Below are 21,181 nucleotides of genomic sequence, written 5' to 3'. Positions count from 1 at the left end.
CGCCGGAACATTCAGTACAATCGTTAAATTTTCTCATCGACTTCAATTCCTCATTCTCAGGCCATTTGAGTATTTTCAATCATTTCCGAAATTTTTTTCTGCAATGGACCAGACTTGTCAACGTTGGCTACGAGGATAGGCTTGTTAGCAATCGGTTCGGTTGTCCGTTCAACACGAATCCGTTGCCAGCCGTTCGGGCCAACCGCCCTTTGGTTTGCCTCGTGGTGCGTCAAGGTCTCGTTTAAGGGTAGTGGATGAGGCAACGAGTCCTTTTGTCACAACGAAGAAGAATGAGGGTAAGCATCTTTCGTGGCTGTGGCTTCCCGCCCCAGCTTACTGGGGCAAGGTGCCCCAGCCACTCTTTCGCCAGACCTAAAATCAAGCGGTGACAATCAAGCGGTGACGCACCACTAGTAACCACTATTCCCTTTGCCATACAACACGAAGAATGCCGTGAAACCGATCCTTCCAAAAATTGAGCTCGAATTTGTTGGCTGGGAAAAGCCGCTGCTTCCCCAGGTTGCCCATGTTCTCGGCAAGCGTTTTTCGAATTCCAGCTCCTCTGGCGAGCTCAACTTGTCCGATTGGATCTGCGTTCTGCCAACCTCCTACGCTCTGGATCGCTTCGAAAAGTTGCTTGCGGCTAAATCGGCTGACTCTGGCTGGAAGCTTCGCAAGCCCGAATGTTTGACGGTGGGTCAATTGCCCGAGAAACTTTACCGTCCGAAACGACCATTGGCGATCGAATTCGAGCAAACGTTGGCTTGGTCGGGGGTGCTCGCCAATACTCCTGCAACCGAGCTGTCGCCGCTCGTCCCAACGCTACCCGCTTCGGAAGAGATTGATTCTTGGATGGAGTTAGCGGCAACGTTGCGTGGTTTGCACGAGGATCTAGCTAGCAATCGATTAACGTTTCTAGATGTTGCCAACGTTTCCGAGTCGCCGAGCGATCAACAACGATGGAAACTTTTGTCGAGTCTCTGCGAAAGCTATTTAAAAGCGCTGCAGCGGGCTGGATTATCGGATCCACATCACGAACGACGCTTGGCGTTTGAAAACAATGAATGCAAATCCGACAAAGCGATTTGTTTGATCGGGACCAGCGATTTGAGTAAGTTGCAAATCGCGATGCTCGAATCGATGCAGGGAAGTATTCTATCGTTCATCGCAGCACCACGGGCCGAAGCGAAACGTTTTGATTCACTCGGCTGTCTGGTGACCAATGAATGGACCGATCACATTCTACCTCTCCAAGATGAAACGTTGCTTCCCGCTGGCGACATCGCCGATCAGGCAACGGCGGTTGCCGAGAACTTGACGGTTTGGAAGACCGACTATCCTGCATCGAGCATGACGATTGGCGTGACCGATGATTCACAAATTGGCCCCGTTGAATTCGAACTTCGCGGCTCGGGTATTGAAACGTTTCGTCATGCGGGTTGGACGGTGAACCGAACGGCGATCGGCCGCTTGGTTCGTTTGGCCGCCGCATTTCAGAATCGACCCACGTGGCAATCACTAGCAACCTTGGTCCGTCATGCGGACGTCTACGATTGGTTGACTGATGTGATTCCGAACGAGAACGCTTCGAAATCCAATTGGCTGACCGAACTCGATCAATTGCTAAGCAACCACTACCCGATCGAGCTTGATTCCGAATTGCCACCGGTAGCCCTCAAGAACTATCCGCAGGCGATTGCCGTGGCAAAGAGGGTGGAACAATGGTTGGCTCCGTTTGCGGACAAGAACCAAATACGTCCACTGGCTCGCTGGTGCGAGACGATCAGCGACTGGCTTGACGCTTTGTATCAAACGCCCGAAATGACCGGACGGGCCTCCAAGGAAAGCTCGCGGACGGCTCGCTCTCCGATGCTCCCCGGTTTCGCCGGGAGGGCGACGTGCGCCGAGGCGGCATCAAACGGAGCGAAAACGGAGGTGCAAAGCAAGCCGCAGGCGTCCTCGCGAACGTCATTGGCACTGGACTCCGTCAACCGGCTATTGAAGCGTTTCTCGGAAGTGAACGCGTCCTTGGACTTTGAAGTCCACGGTGCGGATGCATTACAGATGATCGCCAGTCGGATATCGGAATTGCGTGTCTCCGAACCGCCCCGCGAAGGAGATGTGAAAATTCTGGGGTGGCTCGATTTGCCACTCGATGATTCTGAAGCGTTGGTCTTGGTGGGACTCAATCACCCGTTTGTTCCCGGGGCGGTTACGAGTGATGCGTTCTTGCCTGGCACGCTTCGTACTCAGCTTCGCATGTCGGACAACGATCGCCGCTACGCCCGCGATGTTTACAATCTGCAACTACTCCTTTCGACTCGCAAAACGATTCGGTTCATTGTTGGGCGAACGAGTGCCGATGGCACCCCGACACCACCGAGCCGACTTTTGGCGGCGGCTTCCGATATCGACGTTGCTCGTCGAATTCGTAAGATGATAAAGGCAGAAAGACCAAGCGTTGCGATCAAGCATGCGTGGGATGACGCTGCGACCAACGAATCCCTGCCAATCCCGAAATTGCCCATCGCAGCGGATGGAGAATGCGTTGTCAAAGCGATGAGCGTGACGGCTTTTCGTGACTATTTGGCTTGTCCCTATCGTTTCTATTTGCGTCATGTGCTGAAACTCAAGCCGCTCGATGATTCATCGAGCGAATTGGCGGCAAATCAGTTCGGTGATTTGGTTCACGGGGCACTCGAACGTTTTGGTGATTCACCCGACCGAGACGAAGCCGACCCAGATAAGATCGAAGGATTGCTACATCACCACCTACACGCCTACGCGGACGAGCATTATGGGTCGAGCGTATCGACTGCGGTCACGTTGCAAATCCGTCAAGCCGAGCGACGGTTGGCTGCCGTTGCTGTCGAACAAGCGAAACGGATTGCCGCGGGCTGGCGAATTGAACGATCTGAAGCCCCGGTCGATGACAAGAAGATGGGGGCCTGTATTGAGGTCGACGGTTTCCAGATGGGATTACGAGGTCGGTTGGATCGAATCGATTATCATCCCGCAACGGGACGCTGGGCGATCCTCGACTACAAAACTCATGGGCACAAACCGGAAAAGAAACACCTGAAAAAAACAGACGACGGCTACGAGTGGATCGATTTGCAGTTGCCGCTCTACCGGATGATGATTCCGTATCTAGGGATCGATGCGAATGTCAACGAAGTCGAACTGGGGTATTTCAACGTTAGCGATAAGGATGCCGAGACCAAAATCAACGTCGCTGAATTTGACGAGGCGTTGATGGAAAAGGCTCGATTGTTGATTCTCGATTGTGTCCGCCGCATACGCGACGGTGACTTCGAACCCTCGCAAGAGCCGATCGAATTTGATGACTATGCAATGATACTGCAAACGGGGGCGATGTAGTGGGTTGTCAACCTACCACTCCGCAAACTGGATGGGGGACAAACTGGATTGGGGAGCGTCGAACCAGCGGCGCGATGTTCCGCGAGGGGAGACTGGTAGTCTCTCTTCATTCGTATTCTCCAGGCGGGAGCCTGAGGACAAGGGGTTTTGGTAATTCGACAAGCCAGTCATAAATACTTCAATGAATCAAACAACCGAAAACGCATTGGCTCCGACTCTTGTTCGTGCTTCGGCAGGAACCGGAAAAACATATCAATTGACTGCACGATTGCTGCGCATCTTGTTGCAGGATTCTCCACCGGAGACGATTCTTGCGACCACGTTCACCCGCAAAGCCGCAGGTGAAATACTGACGCGTCTGCTTGAGGTTCTAGCGGAAGCCGGTGACGATACCAATGCCGATGCTCTCGAGGCCCTTCGCGCTCAAGTTGGCCTGGAAGGACTGCAGCATCGCAGATGCCGGCAACTACTCCATAAGTTGGTTCGCAATTTACACCGGTTAAAGATATGCACACTCGACAGTTTGTTTACTCAACTCGCTCGTTCGTTTCCCTTTGAATTGAGTTTGCCACCTGCTTGGCGATTGACGGACGAAATCGAAGAAACTTGGATCAAGGAGCGAGCGATCAATCAAGTCGTCTCGATTTTGAACCCCGGCGAGATGACGACGATGTTGACAATGCTTGGCAAAGGGGAGATCAAACGCTCGATCCAACGAGAATTGATTCAGGTTGTCGATGCCGCCTACTCGATCCATCGTCGTAGCAGCGATGATGCTTGGTCAAAAATGGTTGCCCCCAAACAGCCCGACGCAAAAGAGTTAACGCGTGTCGCCGGCGAGCTTCGGCTTCCGAAACCGAAGCAGAAAACGGTAGCGGCGAAACTACAAGCGTTTGCTGATGCAACTCAGGCACGCGATTTTGGATCGATCATTGGCGATACGCTGATCAAAAACATTGCCAAGGCACGGCGAACGGGAAGCGAAGTCAAATTCGGTCGTTCGAAACTTCCCGACGGGATCGATGATGCTCTCGATATCGTTTATGCAGCCGTGCGGACGGAGCTTGTTGGATTACTTCAAGCTCAGAACGAAGCAACGAGTCAGATACTGCATGCTTATGACTACCACGTCAATCAACTTAAGCAGTCCGCACGAGTGCTTAGCTTTGAAGACGTTGCCGTTCGTCTAGGAAAACTATTTTCTTCCATTGACCAGCAGGCTTTGATGAACCGAATGGATGGTGCGATCGACCATTTGTTGCTCGATGAATTTCAAGATACATCGCCATCCCAATGGCAGGTGCTGCGTCCGTTAGCGCAGCGGACTTGCGCCGCCTCCGCATTGAACAATGAACTCAATCTTGAAAAAGCTCCACGCTCGTTTTTTTGTGTCGGTGACACAAAACAAGCGATCTATGGATGGCGGGGGGGGGTCGCGGAGATCTTTGATGCGGTGACTCAGCAAATTGATGGAATTGAAACGGCGAATCAAGATGAGAGTTTTCGCAGCAGTCCTGATCTGATCGAATTTGTTAATCTGATTTTCAAACGTCTTGACCGTCACCCCATGGCCAGCCAAGGCGATCCTAAGGATCCATCCGACAAATCGGCTCACGAAGCGATGGCGGTTCGCCGGTTTGCAAAAAACTTTCCCGAACACAAAGCCAACAAAAAGTCGCTTAAGGGTTATGTGCGAATTCAAACTTGTCGAAAAATCGAAGAGGGTGACAAAAACGCCAACGATGATGCTTGTTTTGAAGATGCCGCGAACTTAATTGCCGAAATCGCTGGCAAGGCCAAAGGGAAAACGATCGGTGTTTTGACCAGGACCAATTTCGCTGTGGTGCGGCTAATCTTCATGCTCGAATCGCGGGGCGTGAACGTCAGTCAGGAGGGCGGCAACCCGCTAACCGATTCACCAGCGGTCGAGTCGATATTGTCCGCACTGATGATGTCCGAGCACCCCGGTGATGGGCGTTGGAACTTTGCAATCTCGCAAACACTACTCGCTCTCGATCCGTCACTATCGCCCGATTCCATTCGTAGACGAGTCGAACAGGTGGGGATTGCCGAAACGGTTGAATCGCTTTGTGCGGTCTTGGTCCCAATGTGCAGCCCACGCGATGCTCTTCGGCTGAAACAGTTGACGCGGTTGGCGATTGCTTATGAGAACCATCCGCAGCCTCGGCTACGCGACTTCGTGCGACTGGTCCAAGAAAAGCGGGTCGAACGCCCTCAACAGGCACCCGTTCGAGTCATGACGGTCCACCAAGCGAAAGGCTTGGAATTCGATGCCGTTGTCTTACCACAGCTCGATGGTGCACTGACGCAATCGAGCGGAAACTGCGTCGCCGACGAACGATCCATTAGCGAACCCCCGACAGGAATTTCTCGCTATATCGGCCAAGACTTTTGGCATTTCCTGACTCCTCGTTGGCAACACGCCTTTGGTAGTCAAGGCGATAGTGCGATGACCGAAGCCCTCTGTTTGTTGTACGTTGCGATCACACGAGCAAAGCAGGGACTGTATATAATGATCCAACCGAGTCGCAAAACAGAATTTGAGAACAAGACCGCGGCTTCACTCCTCTATCATGCCACCGGCTGTGATACTGACCCGACTCAAGGTGAATCGGTTTTGTTTGAATCGGGACACTCCGATTGGCTTTGATGCAATAACGAATGTATCGATTGTAAAACGAGGTGCCGAATTGGAATTGTCAGACCGGGGCGATTCCGATACCAGAGTAGGGATGTTTCGTTTTTCAAGTTTGAGGTGATATCGTAATGTGGCGCACCCTTTTTGTTGCCCTGGGAGTGATGGCGATCATCCTAGGTATCGAATTCTTGTTCATTGATTCTGCAACACTCTATGATCCTGATACGGTTCGAACCGTGGGCATGGTCGACACGAGCAGTGTGACCGGCAATGCCGCCAAAGAGTTTCGGCCCAAGGATTGGATGCCGTGGGCACTGCTCAGCGGCGGCGTCGTGACGATCGTTTATTCGTACTTGATCCCAATTCGCTATCGCTCTTGGCGGCAAAACGCGTAGCGATGTCTGTCGACAACCGTAGCGGCGTCTCTCCAAGACGCCGAGGAATCGGGTTGCCGAAGACAGCAAGTCTCGGAGAGACTCGGCTACGGGTCTCTAGTACGTCCCAAGTGGTCGGCGTTGGACGCCCGAGAGTACAAGTGCCAGTGCGGTTCGCAGCTCACGCACCTTGAGAGGCAACCCCAGCATCTTTCGTTTTTCACCTCGTATCGCTTCGGCGATCAGAGTGGTTTGGCGACGATCGATTAGCAAGATGGTGGGGATGTGTGCGGTCGCTTCGTTCTCGGCAAATTGGTTGTGGGCTTCAATGGCTTCCGCCCCCAGGTCGGAAGCTCCGAAAATCACGACGTCGGCGGGCGGTTCCTCGTCTCCACCAAAACGCGATAAGGCGCGGCGTGGGTCTTGAATGATTAAGACACGATACCCACGCGCTTTCAAGCGATCCCGAACGGCGTTTTGCAAAGTCGCTTTCGATTCGACATACATGACAACAAATCCTTCGCCCTCATTCGATGGAATCTCATCGTCGTCGGTGTGCTCGGCCATCGGTTGGTAATATTCCCCCCCCGCGGCGCTCGTGTCTCCTTTCTCCAAAATCGCAATCGCTTTTCTGATTTCGGCCTGCATCTCGGCCGCCGATTGATAACGCTGGTCAACATTGAACCGCATCGCCTTCTGCACCACCTGATTGGCAACCCCCGGAACATCCGGGACCAAATTGGGCAACGGCTCGATGTCGCTAAAGCGGCTGATGTTGAGCCGTTGCAACCGGTCTCTGGTTTCAGTGAGAGCTGGCGTGCCTGCGAGCATGTGATAGAGCATATTTCCGGCAAAGAACACGTCACTTCGAGGGTCGTCTTTACGAACGCCTGTTCCACGTTCGAGAGCTGCATAATCGATCGCTCGGGCGTTGGGACAATCCGCTACCTGCTCCGGGTTATTTCGGTCCGCCAGGGCTGCGAGTCCAAAGTCGACCAATTTGGCCCGACCATCGGTCGAAATCAACACGTTCGATAACTTCAAGTCACGATGCGAAATCCCCAATGAGGCCGCATGGGCGAGTGCGGAACAAATCTCGTTTGCTAGCTTTAATGACAAATCAGCTGGCAATCTTCCCCGCAGCTTGACCAATTCACGTAGCGTTTGGCCCTCGACAAATTCCATGACCAAAAAGGGATTCCGAACGTCGGGAACCACTTCAAAAATACTCACGATGTTTGGATGACGAAGTTTTAACCCCATCCGTCCTTCGCGAAGAAACTGCTCAAGCTCCTTCGGTTCATCACGAAACCGCTTGCGGAGTACTTTCACGGCAAAGACTTTTCCATCTTTGGAAGCCCGATAAACCCTTGCAAATGTACCGGCCCCGATCAGATACAAAACCTTGTATTCGCCATAATAATAGCCCGACCGATCACCACGTAAAATCTTTTCAATCTGCAGCGTCGTGACCACTCCAGCACGTTGCATCGCATCGATGGTGCTAGCGAGCGAGATTTCACCGCCAGCTTGCTCACCACGAACGCGGTCAATCACACGAGGGTCGGCAAGCCCCAGGTCTTTGATCCGCGAGACTAATTGTTCAGGAGTAATCGAACTCATTGGATATGTGTAAAAACGTGCACTGCTGGAAGAGATAAGCAAAAGCATAGTCTACATCAAAAAACCAATTTTGCGCTTGCCCTACCAGCCTTTTCTCTAATCTCGACGAATGGGATGCCGGTCGCACCGCTAACAGCCCTGTACGACAATCGATGCGAAATAACATCAAATGCAATTGACATGTCGCCACCTTGCGATATATTGACATGATGGTTCCCCATCGGCATGCCAACATGGTCGATGTACCGCGAAACGCAAGCCCCAACGCAAATATGAAAACGAATCGCTTTCTGGTCGCGAGCCTTCTCTTGGTATGCTCCGCTTCCACCAATGCTTTCTCCCAATTTGGGGGGTTGTTTGGCGGTGGGGTGAAGGTGGAAACGCTTGAGACCAGCACTCTGCACAAGATGCTCTCAGAACGACAACGATTAGTCGACGAGGCGAACCAGTCCGGAAAAAAAATACTTGATTCGAATTTTGTCGTTGTCGATGTCCGATCCGAGGCGGAAGTCAACGTTTCGATCATCCCGGGGGCTATCACGAAAGCTCAATATGAAAAGGACATTGCCAACTATCGTGGCAAACTGGTGATACCGTATTGCACCGTCGGCGGTCGCAGCGGCGCCTATGCAAAAAAACTTGCCAGCGAAGGGGTCAAGGTCAAGAACTACCGTGGCAGCATATTGAAGTGGGTCGATGCTGGTTTGCCATTGGTCACGCTTGATGGTAAACCGACGAACCGAGTCCACACTTCCAGCGACAAGTATCGCATTCCCGAAAAATACGAACAGGTCACTCGCTGAGTGATGCGAAAGCTCCGATGAATCGCAAGCGAATCGTTTTGCTGGGGGTCGGCCACACCAACGCTCACGTCGTCAAGCAATGGGCCGACGATCCGATTCCTGATTGTGACTTGGTTTGCATTAGCAACTTCGGGTCGGCAACCTATTCAGGCATGTTGCCCGGTACACTGGGGTGGCAATTTAGTGACGATGAGATGCGGATTGATCTTGCGTCGCTTTGTGCTCGAAGTCACGCCGAGTTAGTGATCGCCGACACCTGCGGCATCGATTTGGATGCAGGTCAATTGCTTGTTCGTAACGGCAGCCCGATCTCGTTTGACGCTCTGTCGATTGGCGTCGGTTCCATCCCGGCCGGTGCAAATCAATACTCCGGAGTGGAGTCCTTTGTGCCGATCAAGCCCATGCAAACGTTTTTGGAGCGGCTTGAAAAACGACTGCAGTCGCTAGATCGAACCAGCAACTCTAACGTTCGAATAACGATTGTCGGCGGTGGAGTCGCCAGCGTTGAAATCGCGTTTTGCCTGCAAGAACAAATTCGAAAACGAGCCATGCAGCGTAACGTCGAAATCGCAATCTTCACAAGTGACGATTCTCTCGCGGGCGGTATGACCCGACGCAGCGTTCGACGTATCGAAAAGCTACTCAATATTCGCGGGATCAAAGTTCATTATGGGCACCGCGTGATTGAGGTGGATCATCAGTCTATCGTAACGGACGATGGCGTCTCTCATGAAACGGAATGTGTGATTTGGGCTACCGGCGCAGCAGCACCACCGGTTTTAAAGCGTCTTGGCCTCACATTGGATGATCGTGGTTTCATTGCCACGAGCGAGACACTTCAATCACTATCAGACCCACGCATCTTCGCGGTGGGTGATTCGGGAACGATCCTCAAATCACCTTCACCCAAAGCGGGCGTGTACGCGGTACGACAATGTCCCATCCTTGAGCATAATCTGCGTGCCTATCTCCAGGGCAGTCCTTTGCATTCGTTCGAGCCTCAGTCCAATTTTCTGAAAATTCTCAACACGGGTGATGGTAGGGCTCTCCTCGAATACAAATGGTTCACGGCTCATGCCCGTTGGTGTTGGAAGTTAAAAATGTGGATCGACCAGAAATTCGTAGAGTCATTTAGGTAAATAGCGATGAATCTCAAAAAACTGAAGACATGGTCACAAGGATTGCTACGAGTCTCCATGGTTGGCGTCGGCCTCCTTGCTCTGGTACTGGCCATCGGTTGGATGTCGGGGATGTTCGAGGAAAAGGTGCAACCGGGACACACCGACCGAACGCTGCGGCGAATCACCAACGAGCCGACTGACGTCGTTCATGAGATCCGCAAGACGACGATCGAAGAAGCAATTGGAACGCTTAAAGCATCGAGCCGTACCGTCGTGTCTTCCAAAATCATGGCAACGATCAATGAGATCACGGTGGCGGCAGGCGATGAAGTTGTTGAAGGGCAAACGCTTGTTCAACTTGATGACAAGGAGTATCAATCAAGGCTCGATCAAGCCAAACGCTCACTTGATGCTGCAATCGCGAATCGCAACCAAGCTGAGAAACAGTACGAGCGAATCGAATCGCTCAAGCGGCAAAACGCGGTTTCAGGTTCTGAATTTGATGATGCAACACGAAACTTGCGGGTCGCAAGGGCCGAAGAATCACGTGCTCAACAATTGGTTTCCGAGCTCGAAACGATGCTCTCGTACACAACCATCAAGGCCGCGAAGAACGGACGGATTGTCGATCGATCGGCGGAACCAGGCGATATCGCCCAACCAGGATCGCCAATCCTTACACTCTACGACGCCACTTCGATGCGACTTGAGGCACCGGTGATGGAGCAATTGGCAGTTAAGATGCGAGTCGGCGATGAATTGAAGGTCTACGTCGACTCGATCGGTCGTGAGTACACCGCGACCGTTGATGAAATTGTCCCACAAGCGGATGCCCCGAGCCGATCGTTCTTGGTCAAAGCATCTCTGCCGAAGTCCGACGATCTCTACGAGGGCATGTTTGGACGGTTGCGAATCCCGGCGGGCGAGCGACGGTATTTGTGCCTCAATACCAAGGCCCTGATCGAGGTCGGTCAATTGGATTTTGTTGACGTCATCCTTGCCGATGGCACCATCGAACGACGGCTGGTCAAAATTGGACAACTTGGCATGCCAGGGCGACAAGAAGTGCTCAGCGGATTAGAAGCAGGCGAACGCGTGTTGCTTCAAAGTGGGAGCGAAACCGATGTCCAATAGCACCGACTTGAAACCGAATGATGTTCCCTTAATGACACGCATTGTGGAATTGTTTCTGCGTGGTGATGTCGCGATCCTGTTAATCCTGGTGTCGTTAATGCTCGGCGCAGCAGCATTGACATTGACGCCACGCGAAGAAGAACCCCAAATCGTCGTGCCGATGGCTGACGTATTTGCCATCGCACCTGGCTTGTCGGCAGAGGAGGTCGAGCGGCAAGTCACCTATCGGCTTGAAAAACTACTGAACCAAATCGATGGCGTCGAGTTCGTTTACTCGACGTCCCAACCGGGACAATGCGTTGTCACCGTACGTTTTTTTGTAGGAGAAGACCGCGAGGACTCGCTGGTCAAAATTTACAACAAGATCAACTCCTCGGTTGACTTGATTCCTCCGGCAATCGAATCATGGGTGGTCAAACCGATCGAAGTCGACGATGTGCCGATTGTGATTGCGACATTGTGGTCGGACCAACCGAATCGATATGGCGATCATCATTTGCGTCGGATTGCCGAGCAAGTCCAACAAGATCTACAAGCCATACCGGGTGCAAACCGTGTTGACGTGATCGGTGGGCGTCCGCGACGAATTACGGTCAACCTCGATGCCCAGCGTTTAGCGGCTCATTCAACATCCCCCCTTCAGGTCGCCCAGGCTTTGCAGGTCAGCAACGTGACGGCTCGCAACGGGAGTTTCGAACAACAAAACACGATGTTCAACGTTGAAACCGGGACGTTCATCCGTGGTGTTGACGACTTGAATGAGCTTGTCGTGAATGTCTCGGGTGGCCGACCGGTCTATTTGAAAAACATTGCCAGTCTCGTGGATGGACCTGCGGAACCCGTGGGCTACAGCTGGATCGGCTTTGGATCGGCTGATGCGGTGCAGGGGGAAAAGACAGGGCTCTATCCAGCGGTTCATCTTTCCATTGCGAAACGGAAAGGCTCCAACGCGGTCGCCGTCGCCGAGTCGGTCGAGGCAAGACTAGCCGAATTGACAGCATCACATCTGCCTGACGGAATGCAATTCCGGATCACTCGCAATTATGGTGAAACCGCCAACGAAAAAGTGAACGAATTGATTGAAGGGCTGGCCGTTGCCGTGCTGACGGTGATCGGATTGATCGGATTGACGATGGGTTGGCGTCCAGCGTTGGTGATTGCGATTGCGATTCCGGTTTGCTATAGCCTGACTTTATTTATCAATTTGTTGGTCGGTTATTCAATCAATCGCGTGACCATGTTCGCTCTGATCCTGGCACTTGGACTGCTGGTCGACGATCCGATCACCGACGTCGAGAATATCGCTCGCTATTTCACCATGAAGGTACTGCCCCCGCGTCCGTCGGTCTTACGAGCGGTTCAAGAGGTGCGTCCGGCGTTGATTCTATCGACGTTGGCAATCATTGTCAGTTTTCTTCCGTTGGCATTCATCACGGGGATGATGGGGCCGTACATGGCGCCGATGGCACTCAACGTGCCTTTGACGGTGACGGTATCGACCTTTGTCGCGTTCTTGATCACGCCGTGGTTGGCGATGGTGTCACTCCGGCAGATCAATAACGAATCGGAAAGCGGACCGTCCTACGACTTGACGACGAAACCTCTCTACCGCATGTCGCGCGGGATACTCGGCCCGATTCTGCGGGGACGGCTCGCGGCTTGGGGAGTCCTGTTCACCATTGCCGGTCTTTTTTTCGCCGCGTTGATCCCGCCGGTGATGCGTTGGGTGCCTGTAAAGATGCTGCCCTATGACAACAAGAACGAATTCCAGATTGTCATTGATATGCCCGAAGGAACGACGTTGGAACAAACCGATGTGGTTTCGCGGCGGCTCGGTGCCTACTTGGGGGGGCTATCGGAAGTCAAGGACTACGAAATTTTCGTTGGGGAAGCCTCACCGATGGACTTCAACGGAATGGTTCGGCACTATTATCTGCGTGAAGGATCGAACGTTGCCGACATCCGGGTGAACTTGCTAGCCAAAGAACAGCGAGTTCAGCAATCCCATGAAATTCTCCTTCGCATTCGTGACGAAATTTCGACGCTTGCTGAGTCAATGGATGCAAACATCAAGTTGGTCGAAGTACCGCCGGGGCCGCCTGTTATGGCAACGATCACGGCGGAGGTCTATGGTCCGCCCGATGGCGATTATGCGGCGCAGATCGATGTCGCTCGCGACGTGATGCAGCGTCTGAGTTTTGAACCAGGCGTTGTCGATTTAGACACGAGCGCCGAAGACGACCAAATTCGCTTTGTTTTCGAAACCGACAAGTCAAAGGCTGCGTTATCAGAGATTTCAACTCAGACAGTCGCCGATACCGTTCAAACGGTACTTAGCGGGCATAAAGCTACTGTTCTACATACACCCGACGAGGTCGAACCGCTATGGATCGAGCTACGTCTACCGAGGGCGAACCGCTCCTCATTGGCGGAGCTTAAGCAGATCTATATTCAAGGCGAGAGCGGCCAAGCGGTGCAATTGGGGTCCCTCGGTCAATTCCGCGAAACGATCGAGGACAAATCGATCTATCACAAGAATCTCAAGCGAGTCGTTTACGTCTATGCAGAAGTCGCTGGACGACCTCCTGCGGACGCGATCGTGGATGTCGAGTGGGATCGAGCGAGCGACGTTCGGGGCGTTGACTCGGACGCATCGCCACGGCCTCTTTCCAAGCGTTCATGGCTATCGCTCGGCGGCGGTGTGCCTTGGGGCGTTCCCAATGGCTATCACGTCGAGTGGGCTGGCGAGGGGGAATGGGATATTACGCTCGATGTCTTTCGTGATCTCGGGCTTGCTTTTGGAGCCGCCTTGATTGGTATCTTTGTCGTGCTGATGTTCCAAACCGGTTCACGAACGTTGCCGTTATTGATCATGTCCGCGATTCCGCTTTCCATGATCGGCATCATGCCTGGCTTTTGGGGGCTCAACGCGATCATGAACCAACCCGTGGGCGGTCATCCCAACCCTGTCTTTGTCACGGCGACCGCAATGATCGGGATGATCGCTTTGGCGGGTATCGTTGTTCGCAACTCGGTCGTCCTGATCGACTTTATCCACTTGGCATTGGAGGAAGGACACGATTTGCGCGAGTCGATCATTCGCAGCGTCGCGGTCCGCACTCGACCGATTCTACTGACCGCCTGCACAACGCTTTTGGCAAACTGGGTGATCACGCTTGACCCCGTCTTTTCGGGACTTGCCTGGGCAATCATTTTCGGCATTGTCACATCGACCGTCTTCACGTTGATCGTTATCCCCGCCGCGTACTGGATCCTTTATCAAAATGCAGCGAAGACTTCCCCTCCCCGTAGTGGATCTTCTTGAAGATCCCACCACATCAGGATCTTTAGCAAGGTCCTCTACCGAAAAACTGCCTTGAAAGACAAACGAATGAAATGGTCCTGATGGTTTGCAAAATCCTTGAAATGGTTGGTGGCGTTGTGCATCGTCGGCTCATGTAACGGACAGAACGTGCCGTTACAAGCCAGATCTTTGGCGGATCAATATTTGGTTTGTCCATCTCAACAAGGCAGAGGCAATTCAACCGATTCGGATGGCCGCCGCTGCCATGAAATGACAAACACCAAAGGGCAAGCCCATGAAAACCTATTCGTTCGTTCTCTTTTCTAGTTCGCTTTTCGTTCTGTCCGCAGTGATCGGTTGTGCGGGTGGCACGTCAGCGATTCTGGATCAAGAATCTCCGCGCGGATACGATTCAGCTCAGGAACAAAACGCCGTCGTGAAACAAGACGTTGCCTCTGAGCCAGCCGCGATGCCAACCGTCGGGCAGACGACGTACATCGAACCGAGCGAAACGTTGGTAGGTTCGATGACGACGCCACAACCGCCCACCCCGTCGTTAATCGATTTGCCCGCCAGCAGTGATTTGGATGAAGCCATCGCGACGGCGTCTGGCACCATTATCTTGGATTTCTATGCCGATTGGTGTGGCCCGTGTCGTAGTCAAGGAAAAATACTACGGGACCTGGAATCAACCGCAGCACAAAAACAGGCGTTGATCGTCAAGGTCAATGTGGACCAGCATCCCGAGTTGGCTGAGCAGTTGCAAGTGTCTGCATTGCCAACCTTGATGGTGGTGAAGAATGGGCAATTGGTTCATCGCCAAACCGGCATGGCCAGTAAAAAAGACCTAGTCAATTGGATGCAATAGTTTGTTGCGGAATGGACTGCCTGAAACATCCTTCCGTCGAGCTTGTCTCGGCGGAGGAAACAAGTGGCGGCTACAAACCGCACGGCTGAAAGAAATTCGCCCCACCCCCACCAATCGTCGGAGGCGATTGGTGGGGGTGGGGCGAGCGTGGGATTTTGCGTTCCTGGTAGCTGCCACTTGTTGCTCCGCCCGGACAAGCCGGACGGAAGCAGGAAAAACACCCACTGTGAAAACCGGGACAAGCCTCGCAGAAGCAAGGGCTGCGCAGGCCGCATTTTTCATTGCCACACCTTTCAATGGCTCAGCCTAACCGTTTATGCCGACGATGCTTTTCACCGCTGCCTTCAATTGAGCTCTCGCAGATGGCGGCAACGAGTCGTTATGACCGATGCCTTGCATTTCGATCCAAACCTTGTCTGTCGTAGGAACCGATTGGAATAGGTTGCGTCCGTTCTCTATCGGAATCAGGGTATCCGCGTCTCCATGTAATTGAATGAACGGCCCGTCGTAATCCGATAACCGGGCCACGGAATCGAAACGGTTTCGCATCAGCAATTTCACGGGCACCCAGGGATACATATCAGCAGAAATGTCGACCAACCGATCAAATGTCCGCTCTAGGATCAACACCTTTGCACCGCCTTTGGCAGCAACCGCTGCGGCACATCCACCGCCGAGCGATTCGCCGTAGACGATGATTCCACTTGGGGCAAGATCGTACCGTGCACAAAGATAGTCGCGCGCTCCAATGGAATCAGCGATAATTCCCGCTTCGCTTGGAGTGTGGTCGTCGCCGGCGAAACCGCGGAACTCGGCTGCCAAGACATGGGCGTTCAAGTCACGACTAATCGATTCGATGTGACTGTCTTGCCAAATTGCTTTTGTTCCATTGCCATGTAGAAACAGCACCACCTGTTCCGCATCCGGCTTCTCGACAAGTCGCCCTTTGGTTTGGACGCCATCGGCAGCGGTACAGACTACTGTTGTGATGTCAGGATCCAAGTCCAAGGCGAGTTGTCGGTCAGCATCCATGAAGGCGCCGGGGTAGACCAATCGAGTCTCCATGGCGACGAGTGCAACCAAAACAGCGAGATAGGAAAGTGCAATGATTCTCCCGACCGAATAGAGTAACCTCTTTCGGGGGCGATTGTTGGATGGGGGGGCTTCGCTCATCTTGATTTCCCTTGTTGAGTCTGTCAGGCTCAAGGATACCAACGAATCGCCTTTCCTACTACATAGTCAATCTAGCGGTGGATCGAACCATGGAAACCAACCAAGACGCTGAGCAGCTTAACCTACTAACGATTTTTCATTACGTAGTCGCTGGCATGGTTGGTCTCTTCTCCCTTTTCCCGATTTTGCACTTGGTGATCGGCATTGGAATCGTATCGGGAGCCTTTGATGTTCCCGATAGTGGCACACCGCCGCCCGCGTTCCTGGGGTGGTTCTTTATCCTCATCCCCTTGGCCATGATGCTGATAGGCCTTGCGTTTGCGATCGCGATCGCGATCACTGGTCGTAAGCTCGCACGGCGAAGTGGCTATATGTACTGTCTCGTCATCGCCGGCATCGAATGCATGTTGATGCCTTTTGGCACCGTCCTGGGGGTTTTGACGATCCTGGTACTGATGCGTCCATCGGTGAAGACGATGTTCGGCGTGGAAGCGAGAACTTAATCTCGTTGCCAGGCTTCCTACCTGGGCTTCCTACCTCCGAGGCGGCAGAATAATTTCGCCGTGTAGTGGCATCCAATTGCTTTGCTTTGGATTGGCTCGGTCTGCGACTTCGACGTAACCCTGTTTGTCGAATCGGAACCTTTGCGGGTCGATCTCGCTTGCTAGGCTGAGCGTGACACGAAAGGTGTTCTTAACACGCTTGCTGGGCTCAATCTTCGCAATCAGACCATCCGGCTTGACATCTTTTACATAAGCTTCCGATACCTCCTGTTCGGTACGAAAACGTGCTAAGAAGGACCATGTCTTTTTTGAACCCGTTTCGACGGTCCCCAGATCGAGTCCCGAGCCGATGTCGATCGCGGGGCCGAGAAACACAACGGGTTCGCCGAACGTGCCAGAGAGAGGAACTTCGATCCAGCGGACTTCTTCGCTTTCAACATCGAAAACATTGACGCGTACCAGTTCATCAAAACGGCGTGAGTTTTCGGAAGCTGCGCGATACTTGAAACGCAATTCGTATCCTGATCTGGCATGAAAACCGACTCGATCCATCTCGCTCATCGCTTCGACGGAGACGGCAATATTCGGCACGGAAGTCTCGGTATCGAGCACAATAAAATCCTCGAACAATTGGCTGTAGATGACACAGGATGCTTCGATTGGTTTTCCAGGTATTCCCCTTAGTTGTGTTAAGTTATCGCTATGCATCGCCCACTTCGATCGTACTTTACCGCGTACGGTCAACTCAATTTCGGGACGCTGCGGGTCATTCGTTTGGATGATCGCTTGTTGTTCGTAATTGTCGGTGATATCGCTGCCAACATTCCAAACCAACTTAACGTTTCGGCTTTCGCCAGACGGTATGATTGGGTCGGCAATTTCCGCGACGGTGCATTTACAACTACTGCCTCCATCGCTCAATACCAACGGTCCAATGCCACGATTACGAATCACAAATTCGTGCTCGGCTCCTTCGGTCCCCGGATCGATGAGTCCGAAGTCAAATTCGGTTTGTTCAGCAAAAGCAATAGCGTTGCGATTCCGTTTCGATTGGGCAATCTCCGAATGTTTCTCTTGTAGATCACGAACAATTTGGTCGTACTCTTCGCGGCGATGATCGGGAACACCGTAGGGTTTGTAGGTCACAACGGAACCGACCGCAACAGCGACGCCGATCATCATTGCGGACGCAGCGAGTAGCCAAGCTATTTTCTGAGCGGTTGAATAGGTCATTGATGTCTATTAGATCGAAAGCAAAGTATTTCAGGTCGTACGTCATTCAGCAGAACGCCCAGAGCAAAACTCTGGGCGATCGATTTATCATTGGAACCCGCAGCTAGCACCATCAAATCTGGTGATGGTGTCAGCAGTACGCGGTGTTCTTATTCGAAGGTGCCCTTCAAGATCATTTCGTCGATGAACAACCCGGTGAACATTTCATTCGGAGCAATCTCAACTTCGCTGTCAGCGAATCCGCTGACTTGTGAATCAGGTGCTTCGCCACTCGTATTCGTCGTAGTGTAGAACTGGAAGCCTGGATTCAAATAGCCATCGCCATTATTGCCATCGTAGAACTGTTTGACGGAACCGTCGGCCATCAAGATATTGGCGATTCCACCGTGAAGGGCATACCAGTCACGTGTGTCCTGCAGGTAGAGGTTATTACCACCTTTTCCGGTCGGACCAACTTGGAGGGTAAAGTCGAAGCAGCTATTGATGGTTGCATTCCCTTTTTCACAAGCCATTTGAACGCCGATTGGAAGCGAAACGTCTGAAAGTCCCGCAGCATCTTGTTTCGCCAAAGAAATGGAACCTGCGCTGTTCACATAAGCTGGGCCATCGTTGAACGCTTCGGTTAAGATCATACCTTGTGGCAGCAGTTCTTCACCGTTGCTGCCAGTGATCGAGACCGTCAACACTGCTTCGTCGATGTCACCAGGGCCCGCGTCACCCAAAAGAGCGATGCTCGAAGATGGGATACGGCTGCCATCAAGGACCGAGAGTTGGATCGGTCCCATGGTACCTTCACGTTGCTTGAAGTCCGTTTGGACTGAACTGCGTGTGTTCAACACGATGTTAGAGCCCGTTCCGCTGGTAAGCGGTGAGTTTCGCACGAGGTGGTAACCGGCGGCATAATTGGTGTTGTAGCCCTTTTCGAGGAATTGTGTACCGATGTGTGATGCGCGTTCCTCCGAATTTGCAGTCAGTGTTGGAGTTGCACCAAAAATTTGTTTGCATTGCCCCGTGTTGAGACGTCTGACGGTGGTCCCTTTTCCGTCGGTGGTGTCGGTTCCAACTAAGTCATTCAATTTTTCACTACCTTTGCCACCGTTGCTTGGGCAAAGCATATCCGAAGGCATAGCAAGGCCGGAGTTGACAAGGTCAGCAACCCAACCATAGGTATCCATGCAACCATCGCGACGGTAATCGCTTGCACCAGTACAGAGGCGACCGAGTTGATCTCGTTCTGCGTAAGTCAGCAATCCGATACCGAATTGACGCAAATTGTTTGAGCATTGGCTACGACGAGCCGCTTCGCGTGCCTTCGCCAACGCAGGCAGTGCCAGCGCGGCCAAAATAGCGATGATCGAAATCACGACAAGCATTTCGATCAGGGTAAAACCGTTTTGTTTCTTCTTCATTTTTTGTTTCCTAACATGGATTTATGGGTAAGTTTGGAAAACACATCCAAACTTCGTGTGTAAGGCGGGATGTCTGTAAAATTTCGTGGGGGGATTTCTCTGTTTCATGGACCTCCGGTGAAAGAATCAAGCGTCGTCGTCAATTTAGTTCTCTTTTCCTTTGCTCATTAGCGAGTAGTAGCTGGCCAAATTCAAATCTCCAACTTCCATCTCATCGCTCGTCCAAAAATCAGGATGCTGCGGGAAGCCGTTGTTGATGAACCCGTCTCCGTTGGAATCTTCGATCGCTTGGACGGAGCCATCCGCCATCAAGGCATAAGCGACTCCCATGTGCAGCGGAGCCATCCCGCGATAATCTTGTTTCGTATTGTGGCCCCATGCGCGAAGCCAACCGTTGACGCCGTCACGAGGTTTTCCCTTGTTAAAGCTGGGCACTTCGAACTGCGCTCCATGGCTACCTGCAACCGTTGCAACCGGTTGGCCGACCATCGAAACGGTAAATGGAGACTGGTAAGGGACGGTGCCGTCGACCTCGACATCGAGATATCCGATCGCCCCCGCATCGCACAAAAGCGGGATGGTACTTGAGGGGGCGCGGGCCGAATCGACTTGCCGAGTCGTGAGGGGGCCGCGAGTCATGTACCGGCTCTTCTTGTCTCCAAGCCAACTTTTCATTGCCGGACGAGTCGAAGCACCCGAAAATGCAACTGCACATGCTGAATCGTCAAAGTTTGGGTTGCCGTCGGAATCGAGTCGAAATTCACTACGGAACAAGAACCAACTGCCGGCGTAGTTCGTGTTGTAGCCTTCCTGGATCATTTTTTTGCTGATGACGGATGCTCGTGCAACCGGATCGACCAATCCATTTTCGACAATCTCGTAGGCGACATTGGCAACCCGATCGCCCATCGCATTGACATAGGGCTCGCTTCCCATTCGTCGGCCGTCCATGCAACGAGTGCATGCGGCACAAGAGGCATCGGACGCCAACGAGATGTCGTTGATATCCATGGTTAGAACTTGTTGAATTGCAACCGATGAAGTCGCAGGGTTTCCTGGACAACGCATTTCACCTACTAAGATGCCGCGATCGACGAGGTCAGAAACCCAGCCGTATTCAGTTGGAACGCCATCTCGTTCGAAATTGAAGTCGCCCGAGCAATACGACCGATCAGGCGAACTGACAGCTCGGGCCGCTAGACCAACGCCGAATTGACGAAGGTTGTTTTGGCACTGCGATCCGCGTGCAGCAGCACGAGCTTTGTTGATCGCAGGTAGAAGCAACGATGCCAAAACGCCAATGATGGAAATCACCACAAGCATTTCTACAAGCGTGAAACCACTTCGTCGGCGTCTCATGCTTCGTTGGTTTTTCGGCTTAATTGCCAAGGTCATTCTCGCTTGAAAGGGGGAAATCGATACGCAGCCAGAACGAGCGAAGTAGAACGGTGAAACGTGAACCCTCTATTGACTCCTCGTTAGGATTTGGTGAAGGTTGATGGTTCTTGCCTCACCGATTGTTCGACGTTCTTTGACATTGCGTTTGTTTCTGCTCATCGCTTGGATGTCGGCGGTATTGAAACACCAAATTGAGTG

14 protein-coding genes are annotated in these 21,181 nt (G+C 52.6%); 9 read left to right on the top strand and 5 right to left on the bottom strand.

Translation table 11 applies throughout. The features are described 5' to 3' along the window. The first annotated feature begins 453 nt into the window (after positions 1–453). The 3 genes from Q31b_RS10920 to Q31b_RS10910 all read left to right on the top strand — a co-directional run bounded on the left by Q31b_RS10920 (position 454) and on the right by Q31b_RS10910 (position 6,435). A complete protein-coding gene (locus Q31b_RS10920) occupies positions 454–3,381 on the top strand; it encodes a PD-(D/E)XK nuclease family protein (RefSeq protein ID WP_146599712.1) in 2,928 nt (975 codons plus the stop codon). 181 nt (positions 3,382–3,562) lie between these two features. Further along, the gene (locus Q31b_RS10915; protein WP_146599711.1) at positions 3,563–6,052 is read left to right on the top strand and encodes a UvrD-helicase domain-containing protein; all 2,490 of its coding nucleotides are present in this window, start codon (positions 3,563–3,565) and stop codon (positions 6,050–6,052) included. Positions 6,053–6,168: 116 nt separating this feature from the next. Continuing rightward, entirely contained in the window at positions 6,169–6,435 is a 267-nt protein-coding gene (locus Q31b_RS10910; protein ID WP_146599710.1) for a hypothetical protein, read from the top strand. A gap of 96 nt (positions 6,436–6,531) precedes the next feature. Here Q31b_RS10910 and Q31b_RS10905 read toward each other — a convergent pair whose 3' ends face one another. After that, entirely contained in the window at positions 6,532–8,037 is a 1,506-nt protein-coding gene (locus Q31b_RS10905) for a serine/threonine-protein kinase (protein WP_146599709.1), read from the bottom strand. A 206-nt stretch (positions 8,038–8,243) separates the two neighbouring features. On the opposite strand from Q31b_RS10905, the gene Q31b_RS10900 reads away from it, so the two are divergent. The 5 genes from Q31b_RS10900 (at position 8,244) to Q31b_RS10880 (ending at position 15,267) form a co-directional block, all read left to right on the top strand. Beyond that, positions 8,244–8,840, top strand: coding sequence for a rhodanese-like domain-containing protein (locus Q31b_RS10900; RefSeq protein WP_231617472.1), 597 nt, complete (start codon positions 8,244–8,246; stop codon positions 8,838–8,840). Positions 8,841–8,857: 17 nt separating this feature from the next. After that, complete coding sequence (locus Q31b_RS10895) at positions 8,858–9,979, top strand: FAD-dependent oxidoreductase (protein WP_146599708.1); 1,122 nt, start codon at positions 8,858–8,860, stop codon at positions 9,977–9,979. 6 nt (positions 9,980–9,985) lie between these two features. Beyond that, on the top strand, positions 9,986–11,095 hold the full coding sequence (locus tag Q31b_RS10890) for an efflux RND transporter periplasmic adaptor subunit (RefSeq protein ID WP_146599707.1): 1,110 nt from the start codon (positions 9,986–9,988) through the stop codon (positions 11,093–11,095). Further along, positions 11,085–14,420, top strand: a complete 3,336-nt coding sequence (locus Q31b_RS10885; protein WP_146599706.1) for an efflux RND transporter permease subunit — start codon at positions 11,085–11,087, stop codon at positions 14,418–14,420. Before Q31b_RS10890 ends, Q31b_RS10885 begins: the two co-directional genes overlap by 11 nt. A 274-nt stretch (positions 14,421–14,694) precedes the next feature. Next, positions 14,695–15,267, top strand: a complete 573-nt coding sequence (locus Q31b_RS10880) for a thioredoxin family protein (protein WP_146599705.1) — start codon at positions 14,695–14,697, stop codon at positions 15,265–15,267. A 306-nt stretch (positions 15,268–15,573) separates the two neighbouring features. Here Q31b_RS10880 and Q31b_RS10875 read toward each other — a convergent pair whose 3' ends face one another. Continuing rightward, complete coding sequence (locus Q31b_RS10875) at positions 15,574–16,440, bottom strand: alpha/beta hydrolase (protein WP_146599704.1); 867 nt, start codon at positions 16,438–16,440, stop codon at positions 15,574–15,576. 89 nt (positions 16,441–16,529) lie between these two features. On the opposite strand from Q31b_RS10875, the gene Q31b_RS10870 reads away from it, so the two are divergent. Continuing rightward, positions 16,530–16,943 (top strand): hypothetical protein, encoded by a 414-nt coding sequence (locus tag Q31b_RS10870; protein ID WP_146599703.1) that lies wholly within the window; start codon positions 16,530–16,532, stop codon positions 16,941–16,943. A 30-nt stretch (positions 16,944–16,973) separates the two neighbouring features. Here the strand turns inward: Q31b_RS10870 and Q31b_RS10865 are convergent, their stop codons facing one another. The 3 genes from Q31b_RS10865 to Q31b_RS10855 all read right to left on the bottom strand — a co-directional run bounded on the left by Q31b_RS10865 (position 16,974) and on the right by Q31b_RS10855 (position 20,944). Beyond that, the gene (locus Q31b_RS10865) at positions 16,974–18,176 is read right to left on the bottom strand and encodes a DUF1573 domain-containing protein (protein WP_146599702.1); all 1,203 of its coding nucleotides are present in this window, start codon (positions 18,174–18,176) and stop codon (positions 16,974–16,976) included. A 149-nt stretch (positions 18,177–18,325) separates the two neighbouring features. Next, on the bottom strand, positions 18,326–19,585 hold the full coding sequence (locus Q31b_RS10860; protein WP_146599701.1) for a DUF1559 family PulG-like putative transporter: 1,260 nt from the start codon (positions 19,583–19,585) through the stop codon (positions 18,326–18,328). Positions 19,586–19,729: 144 nt separating this feature from the next. Continuing rightward, positions 19,730–20,944, bottom strand: coding sequence for a DUF1559 family PulG-like putative transporter (locus Q31b_RS10855; protein ID WP_231617471.1), 1,215 nt, complete (start codon positions 20,942–20,944; stop codon positions 19,730–19,732). Positions 20,945–21,181: the final 237 nt, after the last annotated feature.

The sequence above is a fragment of the Novipirellula aureliae genome, assembly GCF_007860185.1.
Classification (GTDB): Bacteria; Planctomycetota; Planctomycetia; order Pirellulales; family Pirellulaceae; genus Novipirellula_A; species Novipirellula_A aureliae.
Note: the sequence above shows the minus strand (reverse complement) of the source record. Positions and strands in the feature narration are given on the sequence as shown.

What these genes read in the sequence shown, in the direction of transcription:
- Q31b_RS10915 (WP_146599711.1), top strand. Translation starts at nt 3,563, where the DNA reads ATGAATCAAACAACCGAAAACGCATTGGCTCCGACTCTTGTTCGTGCT.
- Q31b_RS10890 (WP_146599707.1), top strand. Translation starts at nt 9,986, where the DNA reads ATGAATCTCAAAAAACTGAAGACATGGTCACAAGGATTGCTACGAGTC.
- Q31b_RS10910 (WP_146599710.1), top strand. Translation starts at nt 6,169, where the DNA reads ATGTGGCGCACCCTTTTTGTTGCCCTGGGAGTGATGGCGATCATCCTA.
- Q31b_RS10895 (WP_146599708.1), top strand. Translation starts at nt 8,858, where the DNA reads ATGAATCGCAAGCGAATCGTTTTGCTGGGGGTCGGCCACACCAACGCT.
- Q31b_RS10905 (WP_146599709.1), bottom strand. Translation starts at nt 8,037, where the DNA reads ATGAGTTCGATTACTCCTGAACAATTAGTCTCGCGGATCAAAGACCTG.
- Q31b_RS10900 (WP_231617472.1), top strand. Translation starts at nt 8,244, where the DNA reads ATGATGGTTCCCCATCGGCATGCCAACATGGTCGATGTACCGCGAAAC.
- Q31b_RS10870 (WP_146599703.1), top strand. Translation starts at nt 16,530, where the DNA reads ATGGAAACCAACCAAGACGCTGAGCAGCTTAACCTACTAACGATTTTT.
- Q31b_RS10880 (WP_146599705.1), top strand. Translation starts at nt 14,695, where the DNA reads ATGAAAACCTATTCGTTCGTTCTCTTTTCTAGTTCGCTTTTCGTTCTG.
- Q31b_RS10865 (WP_146599702.1), bottom strand. Translation starts at nt 18,176, where the DNA reads ATGACCTATTCAACCGCTCAGAAAATAGCTTGGCTACTCGCTGCGTCC.
- Q31b_RS10860 (WP_146599701.1), bottom strand. Translation starts at nt 19,585, where the DNA reads ATGAAGAAGAAACAAAACGGTTTTACCCTGATCGAAATGCTTGTCGTG.
- Q31b_RS10855 (WP_231617471.1), bottom strand. Translation starts at nt 20,944, where the DNA reads ATGAGACGCCGACGAAGTGGTTTCACGCTTGTAGAAATGCTTGTGGTG.
- Q31b_RS10875 (WP_146599704.1), bottom strand. Translation starts at nt 16,440, where the DNA reads ATGAGCGAAGCCCCCCCATCCAACAATCGCCCCCGAAAGAGGTTACTC.
- Q31b_RS10885 (WP_146599706.1), top strand. Translation starts at nt 11,085, where the DNA reads ATGTCCAATAGCACCGACTTGAAACCGAATGATGTTCCCTTAATGACA.